This is a genomic window from Flavobacterium sp. MAHUQ-57 (assembly GCF_051908335.1).
In the GTDB taxonomy this organism is placed as follows: domain Bacteria; phylum Bacteroidota; class Bacteroidia; order Flavobacteriales; family Flavobacteriaceae; genus Flavobacterium.
On record NZ_JBPZTE010000007.1, the window covers coordinates 1,454,777 to 1,467,252 of the forward strand.

A 12,476-nucleotide genomic window follows, 5' to 3' on the forward strand; every position below is an offset into this window, starting at 1 on the left:
ATTATCGAGGTTGATGGTTCGCTTTAAGTAAATCGTTCACTGTTTTTACAGGGTTAAAAGTTTCAATTGGTACTTCGATAAAAAATGTTATCCAATTGGCCATACTTCCATTCCAAAGACCGGGTAATTCATAGGCTTTATATGTTTTTCCGTTTTTACTTTTTTCTACTATGAAGCCTGTTTCCGGATTGGTGAAATTCAATAAATCGAATTTTTTTCCTTTATGGTTTTTGATGCCGCAAACTAAATCTACCGGGTTGAAATGTGTAGCACTTTTAAATAAATTAGCTTGTGTTTTATTGTCTAAATCGATTTGTGCTGATTCAACTATTTGCAATGAAATACTACCATCTTTTTCTTTCACCCAAAATGGTCCGCCACCTGGTTCTTGTTCATTTTTCACCATACCGCACACTCGAATTGGTCGGTTTAAAATGGATTTGAGATGCTTAATTTTGCTCTCCGTTTTATAGTCTTCAAAACTCTTAGGGATGGCAATATTTAAGTTTTCGGTGATATATTTTGCGATTTTTTTGATATCCTGTTTAGATAATTCAGCTTTGTTTAATAGTTGAATTTGTTCAAAAATTTGCGATTGTTTTTCAATTAAAACACCACCTAAAGCCTTTTTGTACAATGCAATGGTGTTTAGGCTGTTGTGGCTTACGTTGTCAATGTTTTTGATAAAAATAATATCTGACTCTCGTTCGTTTAAATTATGAAGTAGAGCGCCATGACCACCGGGTCTAAAAATAATTTCGCCCTTACCATCTTTATTGGTTTCCAGTTTTTCATTTAGCGTAATGGAATCGGTTAAAGTATTTTGAACGGAAAAACTGTAGTCAATTTTCTTCTTGATTTCCTTTTTTGCTTTTTGAATAATGGTTTCAAAGTCTACTTTGTGCTCCTCTGAAATAGTGAAGTGTAGCGTTGCTTTCTCTTCGTTAGCACAGTACGCTAAAGCCTCTTTTAAATGTTCTTCAATTGGGGTAGCATTTATCCCTTCGTATTGATGGAAAGGAAGGATTCCTTTAGGTTTATCAATATAATTGAAATTTTTATCGGTTAATATCGTTGCGATAAAAAGATGATTCTTTCGGTCAATTGAAAAGGAGTTGAAATCAGGATAAGTTGATTTTAAATAGGTGTCTACTTCTCTGAAAAAGGGTAATTTATCCATGGCAACAATAAACGTTGAAAGTGAATTGTTTTTGGATCTATTGATGTAGCCATTTATGGTTTCAGTGGCTGGATTGTACTCTTGGATAAAATCGGTCAAAAATTTAAACATACGACTAGCTGCTCCAGATGCGGGAACAAATTTCTCCACTGTATATTGATGCATTTTAGTATCATAAACAGAGCTGAAATAGTCAAATTCGTTTTCAGACAGTTGGGTAATGCCATTGTTTAATGTGGCTGGTTTGTCTATGGTGATTTTCGAAACTCCGGATTTGATATTGTTAATTTGAGTAACGATGTAATCGATGTTTTTTTCTTGTTTATGAATTGCAATGAAATCGTGATTTGTCAGTCCGATTCTCTTTGCTTTTTCCAAATCAGTAACAATTTGAATCGCTTTTTGCAGGCGTTCTTCTTGGTTTCCGGATATTAAAATATAGGGCTTTTGATAATCGATTAATGCCTTCTCAAAAAGGACAAAAGAATTGTCTCGGTATTCTTGACTGTCTCTTAATCCGTCGTCTTCCCAAGGTACATCAATGTCAGTAAGGAAAAACAAATCGTATTCATGCAACCGGGCGGCTTCTTCCAATTCGTCTGTACAGTGGTCATAATAGATGTCAGAGAAGACTTTGGTTACCAAAGAATTGGTGTCGCAAAAAAGGAATCGGTTGGCTTTTTCTAGAGCTTTGTTTTCCAGTTGAGTTTGACCAATAGCAATAGGCAACAAATCAGATTCGTCGCAAATCGCATTGAATTTTGTTAGTTTTTCTTGAAGATAATCCCTTGCAAATTCTTCAATCCATACGGTATTAAAATGTTCGGCCAATTGTCTGGCAAGAGTAGTCTTACCAGTGCTTTCAGGTCCGTAAAGAGTTACCTTTATAATTGAAGTCTCTTTTTGTCTAAGATCTTTCTCCATTCCAAATAAGCCGCTATGGCCAATAGTGTAAATATTAGATATTGTAACGAAAGCATCCCGAGTCCTCTATATGCATAAAGTGGAACTACTATGATGTCGCCGATAATCCACAAAGTCCAGTTTTCGATTTTCTTTTTGGCCATGTACCACATTCCGGTGAAGAAAATACCAGATGCAAAAATATCAAAATAATTTTCTGTTTTTATCTCGTATTCAAAGTATTTGTAAATCCCTATTACAACAAATAGTGTGAGTAAGAATAAAGCAATGCCGTAAAGTTTTTCTTTGGTATTGGTTCTGGTGATTTCCAATGCTTCCTCGTTTTTACCTCTGGACCAATTCCACCAGCCATAGATACTCATGACAGAGAAGTATAAATTGATCATCATATCTCCTAAGTATTCTGCTCTCCAAAGCAAATAAACACTAATCATTGTGGCGATGAGCCCGGTAGGGTATACTAAAATATTTTCCTTTTTAGCATACCAAACACTCAATATTCCAAAGATAAATGCGATGGCCTCTAAAAGTATTTGCCAAAGAGGAGTGTTTTTATAAGCATCAATAAAAAAATCGATCATGTTGGGTTATGGTTAAGAATTGAAAAAGTGAATGTCGTTTTCGAAAGCAGTTCCAATGACTACTAAATCTGCCCCAGCGGAAAAAGCATCATCAATACCTTGTTTCGAACGGATACCACCGCCAACTATAATAGGAATCTGAAGGTTTTGTGCTATTTTTTCAATCATTATTGTTGGAACGGCTTGTTGTGCTCCGCTGCCAGCTTCCAAATAAATTAATTTATTTCCTATATATTCACCGGCTTGGGCTGTTTGAAGTGCATAATCGGAGTTGTCTCTATTTAAAGGAGAGGTTTGGCTTACACGCTCAACTGCAGTTTGTTTGCCGCTTTCAATAAGGATGTAGCCTGTTGAAATTACTTCTAAATGTGTTTTTTTTAAAATGGGAACTGCATTTACCTGATGTTCAATTAGGTAGTCGGGGTTTCTTCCTGACAATAAGGTTAGGAATAAAATGGCATCGGCTTTGTCAGAAATCTGCGACGGATTACCTGGGAATAATACAATAGGTAAATCTGTCTTTTCTTTCAACAAGAGTATTAGTTCGTCTATGATGTTGCTTTCAACGCTACTTCCTCCCACAAAAATATGCGTAGCTGGTGATTGATTGATTTTTTCTACTAGTGAAGATAAAGAGTTCAGGTCAATTTTATCGGGGTCGAGTAAAATGGCCAATAACTTCCTTTTTTCCTTTTTGGCAGTTAGTATTTGTTGATAAATCATTTGCTTGTTCTTATTCTGTTGTAAAAATAGTTTTTTTAAGTGTATCATCTTCTGAATTGAAAAAGGATACGATTAAAATACTTTTCAGGATATGACTTTTGTCATGAAATAGGTTGACTTACAATGGTAATTTTGGAGTATAAAATAATAGAAATCATGACTTTATATCAAAAAACATTTCAGGACTTCGAGAGAGGGTATTTAGGGTTTACTACTTTGGCGATTATAGGGCAAAGTTGTTTGGGTGGAGCGGCTGCCATGTATATTTTGCAAAATGGAGTTTCGCTTTTACAAATGATACAATTGGCGTTTGTGGTGATTGCATGTAGTTTTGTAAACGGAGCGATTTTGTCACAGCAAAAACATAAATTAGTATTTGATTTGATTATTGCCAGTGTATTTATCAGTGTATTGGCTATTTTGGTTAATACTACTATTCTATAAGATTTTAATTAGTCGGCAAGAATAGCACAAACCCACATGTAATTTTCTGCCTCTTCAAACGAAATTTCGAATTTTTCAATTCGTGTGTTGAAGTGTAGTTCGGCTTTGCATTTTTTATCGGATAGAGAAAAAGGTTTTTCAAAAATATGTTCAGGAAAGCTTATTCCGGCTTCATTTTTCACTTTAAAAATAGCCTCCTTGGTTCCCCAAATCACGGTGGCTTTTTTCATTTGTTCTGATTCGGAAAGATTTTCTAAATGCCACATTTCCATAAAACGAGGAGCAATTCGCAGTACTTTTTCTTTCACTTGTTCGATGTCAATACCAATGTTTTCATTACTTATGGCTATAGCGGAAAAATCGAAGGAGTGGGAAATGGAAATATGTTTTCCGTCTTGTAAATGGGGTTTGCCGAATTCGTCGTACACTAAGTCATAATCATTATAACCACAATGTTGAAGAAGCATTCGTACGCTTAGAAAACCTTTTTGATGACCTTCAGATTTCATGCTTTCCAGTCTTTTTAATGATGCTTCTTTCATGGTGACACAACGCAACAAATCGGTGTAATCTTCGGTTATTTTCCAAAGAAAAACGGTTGTTGAATCGTTAATGTGGTAGGTTTTAAAAAGCGGCATCTGTTATTTTATTGGATTTCAAAAGATTAGAAACTTAAACAATTCACAAAATAAGCAAAATGATTTAGGAAATAAAAAGGAAATGCTTAATTTTGCTGTCCGAAATTATTCGAATATAAAACAAATATAGAAATAGATGAGTACAACGACAATTCCATTTGTGGCTTACAAGGTAAAAGACATTAACCTTGCAGCTTGGGGAAGAAAAGAAATCGAATTAGCTGAGGCTGAAATGCCAGGTTTAATGGCACTTCGTGCTGAATATGGTGCAAGCCAACCGCTAAAAGGAGCTCGTATTGCAGGATGTTTACACATGACAATTCAAACTGCGGTTTTAATAGAAACATTAATTGCTTTAGGAGCTGAGGTTACTTGGTCTTCTTGTAATATTTTCTCGACTCAGGATCAGGCTGCTGCTGCAATCGCTGCTGCTGGAATTCAAGTATATGCTTGGAAAGGTCTTGATGAAGAATCTTTTGACTGGTGTATCGAACAAACATTATTCTTTGGTGAAGATAGAAAACCATTGAATATGATTTTAGATGATGGTGGAGATTTAACCAATATGGTTTTTGACCGTTACCCAGAATTAATTCCTGGGATTAAAGGTTTATCAGAAGAAACTACTACTGGTGTTCACCGTTTATACGAAAGAATGAAAAACGGAACATTGTTCATGCCAGCAATCAACGTAAATGATTCGGTTACTAAATCGAAATTTGATAACAAATACGGTTGTAAAGAATCTGCTGTAGATGCAATTCGTCGTGCAACTGACGTTATGTTAGCAGGTAAAAGAGTAGTGGTTTGTGGATACGGAGACGTAGGTAAAGGTACGGCAGCTTCTTTCCGTGGTGCTGGTTCTATTGTTACTGTGACTGAAATTGATCCAATTTGTGCTTTACAAGCTGCGATGGATGGTTTCGAAGTTAAAAAATTAGATACTGTAGTTGGTAATGCGGATATCGTTATTACAACAACAGGAAATAAAGATATCGTTGTAGGGAAACATTTCGAAGCAATGAAAGATAAAACTATCGTATGTAACATTGGTCACTTCGATAATGAAATCGACATGGCTTGGTTGAATAAAAACCATGGTTCAACGAAAACTGAAGTAAAACCACAAGTTGATATTTATAACGTAAACGGTAAAGATATCATTATCTTGGCTGAAGGACGTTTGGTAAACTTAGGATGTGCTACAGGTCACCCATCATTTGTAATGTCTAACTCGTTTACGAATCAAACATTAGCACAAATCGAATTGTGGACTAACTCTGCAGCATACAAAAACGAAGTATACATGTTACCTAAACATTTAGATGAGAAAGTAGCAGCGTTACACTTAGCTAAATTAGGAGTTGAATTAGAAACATTAAACAATGAGCAAGCTGCTTATATTGGTGTTGAAGTTCAAGGGCCATTTAAGCCTGAGTACTATAGATATTAATCCGATTTAACATCGGTTTAAATATAAAAGCCTCTCTATTTAGAGCGGCTTTTTATTTTGAATGACTATTATCTGTCAAATTTTCGATCGTAATAATTTTTTAAAATAGGAATCTGAATAAATATCATTATTGCAGTTAATACCACGCTGTAAGTGGTTACTTTAGAAAACTCATACGATGTTGTTAGATTTTTGAAAGGAATAAATTCAATATGAGGAATCCAATTGCTTGTTGGTTTACTATCGTAAAAAATACTGAAGACAATCAATGCTAGTAGTATACTGATAATAATTAAAACTGTTTTTTTTGAAAGTAAAGGTTTATAGGTTGTTATTCTACTCGATTGTATTGCGGTTACTTGTGACATCACCTTTGATGTGAAATCAAACGAAGGAGTTTCCAAAGTCTGATCTTTCAACATTTTGTCGACTAATTTCTCGATGTGTTTATCTTCGTTCGTATTCATAATAATCTAAAATTTCAGGTTCTAATCTTCTTTTTAAAATGGTAGCCAATTTTTTTCGGGTTCTGAATAATTTTACTTTTACGTTATCAGTACTTAAGTTAAGAACTTTGGCTATTTCGTCTATTGATTGATCATCAAAATAATAAAGTGTAAGTAAAAAAGCTTCGTCACTTGCTAATTCTTCTAAGCAATCTTGTATGGCTTGGTTTCTTTCTTTTTCATCAATGTTGTCCAGAATTCCTTCCAGTGTTTTGGTTTGATGTTCGCTAAAATCTTCAATATAGGCTACATTGTTTTGCTTCTTCTTTTTCTTTAATGCATCAAGGCATGTATTGTAGGTTATTTTATAAACCCAAGTTGAAAATTTGGATTCTCCTTTAAACTTGTTCAATGAGTTGAAAACTTTTATAAAGGTGTCTTGAGCAATTTCTTCGGCCTCTTCTTTGTTGTTGAGCATTTTTAAAGCCAAAGTATATACCATATCCTTATAACGATCCACTAAAGTAGCGAAACTATTCGTGTTGCCATTCAGGACTAAGTTGATATAATGCTGGTCTTCTATAAAAGTCATATAGAGGTAAGACGATAAAAAGTGTGTATCGGTTACAGTTTTATTGAAAAAATATTTTTTTAATTTTTTTGTAACCAAAACAGAAGTCTTGTCGTCATAGCTTGTGAACATATCAATCAATATTAATTTTTAAATCAATCAATCATGTTAGGAGACATTTTAATTCCAATTAGTTTTTTTGCAGCCGTTTTCGGTGTTTTTTATCTTTATTTGTCAACACGCAATAGAGAGCGTTTGGCTCTTATCGAAAAAGGAGTAGATGCCAGTATTTTTATGCCAGGTGCTAAATCCAAATCCCCGTTTTACAAAGTAATTCTTTTAAATCTTGCATTATTGTTAATGGGAATCGGTGTGGGCACTTTTGTCGCATTATTGTTAACTACTTACACTTCTTTAAATCAAGATGGTGTTTATCCTGCTACAATTTTTACAATGGCTGGGGTATCGTTGTTTATTGGATTCAATATGACTAAAAAGTTAGACGAATAAATTGTAGCAACTCATCAATCACAATCATCACACGAGGCGCAGCCGAACTGTTTGGAGCGCAGCGGAAAAAATCAAAATCATGAACAAGCAAATTATTACAATGGCTTCCCTTTTGATAGCTTCTTTAGGGACGACCAAAATGTTGGCTCAAGAGCAGCCTAAATCAGTATCGAATTACGACTATCACGCTGCATTTGGACCGAATTTTTACACCAAAAATGGTACTGAAACGCGCTCGGTAAGCGGACAGCCTGGAGCAAAGTATTGGCAAAACAGAGCAGATTATAAATTGACTGCGGTTCTTAATGATGCCAAAAATGAAATTATTGGGACAGAAGTTTTGACCTATACTAATAATAGCCCTGATCAGATTTCTTTTTTGTGGATGAATGTTGATCAAAATCTCTTTAAAGAAGGTTCTCGTGGTAAATCGACTGTTTCTATGTCAGGGATGCTTTATGTGGATAAAGGACAAGTATTTGACGGTGGTTATAAGATTAAATCGGTTCGTGTAATTTCTAATGCTAATGGGAAGACAATTGAAAAGGAAGCGAAATTCGAAATTATAGATACTAGAATGCAAGTGTTTTTGCCTCAAGAACTTCAGGCTAATGGTGGAAAGGTAACGCTTAAAATTGATTTTTCATTTATCTCTCCGAACTTCGGTTCTAATCGAATGGGAGTGCATGAAACGCAAAACGGTAAGATATTCAACATGGCACAATGGTATCCGAGAATGTGTGTGTACGATGATGTGAAAGGATGGAATTCATTGCCTTATCTTGGTGCTGGTGAGTTTTATTTGGAATATGGTGATTTTGATATCGCTGTGACCGCTCCTTCAAATCATATTGTGGTGTGTTCAGGTGAATTAATGAATCCTTCGGAGGTGTATACTGCTGAACAACAAAAAAGATGGAAGCTAGCTGCTGATAGCGATAAAACGGTAACGATTCGTTCGGCTGAAGAAGTAACCAATAAGAATTCAAGACCTACGGGAACAACTTTAACTTGGCGTTTTAAAATTAAAAATGCACGTGATGTTTCTTGGTCTTCTTCGGCATCTTTCGTAGTTGATGCTTCTAAAATTAATTTACCGAGCGGAAAAAAATCTATTGCGATTGCGGCTTATCCGGTTGAAAGTGCCGGTCAAGAAGCTTGGGGAAGAGCTACAGAGTATACCAAATACTCTGTTGAAAATTATTCGAAACGTTGGTTGGAGTATCCTTATCCTGCTGCAGTTAATGTAGCTAGTGGTAGCGCGGGAGGAATGGAATATCCTGGTATTGTTTTCTGCGACTGGAAGTATGGCGGTGAAGATTTATGGAGAGTTACGGATCACGAATTTGGTCATACATGGTTTCCAATGATTGTAGGATCTAATGAAAGAGTATTCGCGTGGATGGATGAAGGGTTGAATACATTTATTAATTCTTTGAGTTCTGCTGATTTTAATCAAGGCGAATATAAAACTAGACCTAGAAATATGCATCGTGGGGCTAACTTTTTAACCAATCCAGATTTAGAACCAGTAATGACTGCTCCAGACGGAATGAAAGAACAGAATTTGGACGTTTTAGCTTATGAAAAACCCTCTCTGGGCTTAGTTATACTGCGTGAGCAAGTTTTGGGAAGAGAACGTTTCGATAGAGCATTTAGAGTGTATATTGAACGTTGGGCTTTTAAGCATCCAACTCCAGATGATTTTTTCAGAACAATGGAAAATGTTACTGGTGAAGATTTGAGTTGGTTCTGGAGAGGTTGGTTCGTTAATAATTGGAGATTGGATCAAGGGATAACGAAAATTAAATACATTAAAAATAATCCAAAAAACGGTGCGTTGGTTTCTATTCAAAACTTGGAAAAAATGGCAATGCCGGTTGTTTTGGAAGTGAAAACGAAATCCGGTGCGGTAAGTCGAGTGCAGTTACCGGTTGAGGTTTGGCAACGTAACTCGGATTGGAAATTTAAATTGAATTCTTCAGAAGAAATTGCATCGATTACAATTGATCCTGATCGTGTTTTTCCTGATGTGAATGCAAGTAATAATATATGGGAAGAAGGTAAAAGTGAATTGGAAAAAGAACCTATTTTAGACGCTTATTTAGGGAAGTTTTCAAGTAAACAGATTCCAATTAAACTTAATTTCACGAATGAAGATGGTACTCTGGTTGGTACACCTGAAGATGGCCAAGGTCCGGCACTTTCTTTTGAGGTAGCAGGAAAAGATAAATTTAAATCTGATGCCGCTGGTGTAGAACTTCAGTACAATGAATCTAAAAGCGAATTTACAATAAGTATGGGCGGTCAGAGTTTTTCGTTTGCCAGATACTAATTTTGATTATGAATTGGTTAAAACCCTTGCGATCCGTAGTTTCGGAGGTGAGGGTTTTTGATTTATAATTCTTTTGCTTATAGTACCATCAAGTTGCATCCCCGAATATCAGAATTATCAAATCGACCTAGCACTTCGAATGCGTTGTTGCCCACGATTTTTCCTAAATCTTGCGTTGCAATAAATGAACAGGAATTAATGTTGGCTAAGTCTATAACGTTTACGCCACCTGTTTTGCCATTTTCGACATAACTCAGTGCATCTTCTGTGTCGCGAATAAGGATTTGCATCCAGGCAGGACATTCGAAAATACCGTCGCCTAAAGAATATGCTTGAGACAATAACTCGGTCATGCCATATTCAGAATGAATTTCGGATACGCCGAATCCTTCGCACAGTATAGAATGGAGTTCTTCTCGGATTATTTCCTTACGACGGCCTTTCATGCCGCCAGTTTCCATGATAATGGTATTTTTAAGGTTGAACTTCTGTTTTTCAATTAAATCCAATAACGCGTAGGTTACGCCAATGAGAATCACATTTTGGCCTTCTTTGTCTAATCGAATTAATTTATCAATCAATTCATCGTGGTTGTTTAGGTAGAATCCACTCTCTGGATTATTGGTTTGCTGAATCAAATCATCTACCATATAAATCAGCGACGATCCTTCTCTCTCCAAATAGGATGGAAGTAAAGCCAAAACTACATAATCTTCTATCGATCCGTAGAATTGTCGAAATCCCAAGCGGTAACTATCTTCGTAAAATTCTAAATCAGTAACATGATGTTTGCTAGTATTCATCCCTGTAGTGCCACTACTGGTGAATGTGGTTTGAATGGGTGTTGTTGAACTTACAACTTCATGACTTTTAAAAAATTGAATCGGAAGAAAAGGGATTTCATCCAAACGTTTCACGTTGGTTTTGTCTTTTTTAAGGTATGTACAGAAATCTCGGTATACTGAATTGTTGTCGTACTGATAACGAAATATTTTCAGTGTGATTTTTTCAAATTCTTTTTTGGAACCAATATGGAATATGTCGGAAGTTGTTAACATGTGTCAAAAATACATAAAATAAAAAAGCCCTACAAAATGCAGGGCTTCTTAAAAATATGAAGATCAAATTATTTCACAATTAATTCTTTGATTTCGGTTTTCCCGCCTTCTTTGATTTTGATGGCATAGTTTCCTTTTTCAAATTTAGCCAAGTAAATAGGCGAGCCTACAGTGGTAGCTTTGTACACTTTTTCACCTTTGAAATTATAAATAGTTACTCTTTTTGGTACATAATTATCTGAAACTACATAAATGTGTTTTCCCATTTTTTTAGAATCGTAAGAAACAATTTTCAATCCTCCGATTGCATTTTTTGTCCATTTGCTTTCAACCATAGAAGCTTTTTTTCCTGTTTTAGGATTTTCTATAGAAGTTTCACCACCATTAAATGCGTTTGCTGTAACTGTAAGACTTAATACTAATAAAAGATAAATAGTTTTCATATTGATGTTTGTGTTATGTTTGTTGTTATTGATGATGTAAAAGTAATACTGGAATTTCATACTGAATAATTTAATCGCTAACAAAACTATTTACTCGATAAAAAGACACATTGTACTGAAAATGATTAGATTGTAGATTTTTTATCTAACTAATTTTAGTGATGCAGATCTGGTGTATTTGGGTACATTTTTGTTATAAACGTAAAAAGCCTTGCTTCGTAGATTTGAAACAAGGCTTAAGTGATTGATAATGAATTATTTGTTTAATCGATTAAAAGGCGTAATGTATCAGTTTTTCCTTCTTCGCTAATTTTTACCATGTAAATGCCTTTACTTAAAGAAGTAATATCAATAGGATTGTTTGTGGTTTTTTGTGCCAATACCATTTTTCCTAAGGTGTTGTATATTTCAATTTTTTTCTCTGCAAAGTTGTCTGAAGAAATAGTTACTTGAGATTTTGCTGGATTTGGATACATTTTCAGATTTGGAATAGTATGTTCATCTCTTCGTAATGTGTTGAATGAGAAACGGAAATTATCAACTTGCCATCTGCCATTGTTTCCGTTATAACCTCCTCCTGTTACAGATGCATAAGCTGTATTGGTTGGTTGGGCAAATATAGAAACGATTCTAAAAGCAACATTTGGATTGTTATCACAAGTTGCAGGCAGGTTAAATGATTTAGAGATGAAGGTTGTAAGTAAATCACCATTGTTGTTTCCTAGAGTAATCCAGTTTGTGCCGTCGACAGTGTATTCATAACGTTGCCATTTTGAGGATTGGTTGGTTCCTGAAACGTCAAAAGAGACTGTTATGCCATTGTAGCCTACGGTACTGGTTGCGAATCGATATCCTGCGGTTCCTGAGGCGGAAGTGTCACCTGGAAAGGTTGTGATGCTATAGGATAGTCCTGGGTTTCCGGTAGGATACGCAGTCGAGGATGGGGTTGTGCCTCCTATTATTGTTAGTGTGCCTGTTCCAGTTGAAGGAGTGGTTGAGCTGGAATCAAAATTCCATTGCGTCAAAGTGGTTTGCGCGTTGAGGGATAGACCCAATAAGGTCATGAATACAATGAAGTAATTTTTTTTCATAGGACAAAAGGTTAAATGTTTGGAGTAAATTTAGGTAGGTGAGTTAATTGTAAGAAATTTAATGGATGATAAGTAGATT

13 protein-coding genes are annotated in these 12,476 nt (G+C 35.3%); 4 read left to right on the forward strand and 9 right to left on the reverse strand.

What is annotated here, in order from left to right:
* Window position 1: 1 nt before the first annotated feature.
* The 3 genes from ACS8MM_RS14545 to ACS8MM_RS14555 are packed head-to-tail and all read right to left on the reverse strand — an operon-like array spanning window position 2 to window position 3,456.
* Window positions 2–2,104, reverse strand: a complete 2,103-nt coding sequence (locus ACS8MM_RS14545; RefSeq protein ID WP_379718205.1) for a DUF4301 family protein — start codon at window positions 2,102–2,104, stop codon at window positions 2–4.
* On the reverse strand, window positions 2,065–2,685 hold the full coding sequence (pnuC, locus tag ACS8MM_RS14550) for a nicotinamide riboside transporter PnuC (protein ID WP_379718207.1): 621 nt from the start codon (window positions 2,683–2,685) through the stop codon (window positions 2,065–2,067). The genes ACS8MM_RS14545 and pnuC overlap by 40 nt, the downstream gene beginning before the upstream one ends.
* A gap of 12 nt (window positions 2,686–2,697) precedes the next feature.
* On the reverse strand, window positions 2,698–3,456 hold the full coding sequence (locus ACS8MM_RS14555) for a geranylgeranylglyceryl/heptaprenylglyceryl phosphate synthase (RefSeq protein ID WP_379718209.1): 759 nt from the start codon (window positions 3,454–3,456) through the stop codon (window positions 2,698–2,700).
* Between the two features lie 108 nt (window positions 3,457–3,564).
* Here ACS8MM_RS14555 and ACS8MM_RS14560 point away from each other — a divergent pair, with 108 nt between their 5' ends.
* Window positions 3,565–3,852 carry a hypothetical protein gene (locus tag ACS8MM_RS14560; RefSeq protein ID WP_379718211.1) on the forward strand — a complete coding sequence of 96 codons (288 nt, stop codon included), beginning with the start codon at window positions 3,565–3,567 and terminating at the stop codon, window positions 3,850–3,852.
* Between the two features lie 8 nt (window positions 3,853–3,860).
* Here ACS8MM_RS14560 and ACS8MM_RS14565 read toward each other — a convergent pair whose 3' ends face one another.
* Complete coding sequence (locus ACS8MM_RS14565; protein WP_379718213.1) at window positions 3,861–4,490, reverse strand: 4'-phosphopantetheinyl transferase family protein; 630 nt, start codon at window positions 4,488–4,490, stop codon at window positions 3,861–3,863.
* 136 nt (window positions 4,491–4,626) lie between these two features.
* Here ACS8MM_RS14565 and ahcY point away from each other — a divergent pair, with 136 nt between their 5' ends.
* Window positions 4,627–5,943, forward strand: coding sequence for an adenosylhomocysteinase (gene ahcY / locus ACS8MM_RS14570; protein ID WP_379718215.1), 1,317 nt, complete (start codon window positions 4,627–4,629; stop codon window positions 5,941–5,943).
* Between the two features lie 68 nt (window positions 5,944–6,011).
* Here ahcY and ACS8MM_RS14575 read toward each other — a convergent pair whose 3' ends face one another.
* Both ACS8MM_RS14575 and ACS8MM_RS14580 read right to left on the reverse strand, forming a co-directional pair.
* Window positions 6,012–6,410, reverse strand: coding sequence for a hypothetical protein (locus ACS8MM_RS14575; protein ID WP_379718217.1), 399 nt, complete (start codon window positions 6,408–6,410; stop codon window positions 6,012–6,014).
* Window positions 6,391–7,092 (reverse strand): RNA polymerase sigma factor, encoded by a 702-nt coding sequence (locus ACS8MM_RS14580; protein WP_379718219.1) that lies wholly within the window; start codon window positions 7,090–7,092, stop codon window positions 6,391–6,393. Before ACS8MM_RS14580 ends, ACS8MM_RS14575 begins: the two co-directional genes overlap by 20 nt.
* A 33-nt stretch (window positions 7,093–7,125) precedes the next feature.
* On the opposite strand from ACS8MM_RS14580, the gene ACS8MM_RS14585 reads away from it, so the two are divergent.
* Window positions 7,126–7,470: a DUF6249 domain-containing protein gene (locus ACS8MM_RS14585; protein WP_379718221.1), complete on the forward strand. Its 345-nt coding sequence runs from the start codon at window positions 7,126–7,128 to the stop codon at window positions 7,468–7,470.
* 79 nt (window positions 7,471–7,549) lie between these two features.
* Complete coding sequence (locus tag ACS8MM_RS14590) at window positions 7,550–9,805, forward strand: M1 family metallopeptidase (RefSeq protein ID WP_379718223.1); 2,256 nt, start codon at window positions 7,550–7,552, stop codon at window positions 9,803–9,805.
* A 77-nt stretch (window positions 9,806–9,882) separates the two neighbouring features.
* On the opposite strand, the gene ACS8MM_RS14595 is transcribed toward ACS8MM_RS14590, so the two are convergent.
* The 3 genes from ACS8MM_RS14595 to ACS8MM_RS14605 form a co-directional block, all read right to left on the reverse strand.
* A complete protein-coding gene (locus ACS8MM_RS14595) occupies window positions 9,883–10,863 on the reverse strand; it encodes a LuxE/PaaK family acyltransferase (RefSeq protein ID WP_379718225.1) in 981 nt (326 codons plus the stop codon).
* Between the two features lie 68 nt (window positions 10,864–10,931).
* Window positions 10,932–11,366, reverse strand: a complete 435-nt coding sequence (locus ACS8MM_RS14600) for a T9SS type A sorting domain-containing protein (RefSeq protein ID WP_379718227.1) — start codon at window positions 11,364–11,366, stop codon at window positions 10,932–10,934.
* 203 nt (window positions 11,367–11,569) lie between these two features.
* On the reverse strand, window positions 11,570–12,397 hold the full coding sequence (locus tag ACS8MM_RS14605; RefSeq protein WP_379718229.1) for a T9SS type A sorting domain-containing protein: 828 nt from the start codon (window positions 12,395–12,397) through the stop codon (window positions 11,570–11,572).
* Window positions 12,398–12,476: the final 79 nt, after the last annotated feature.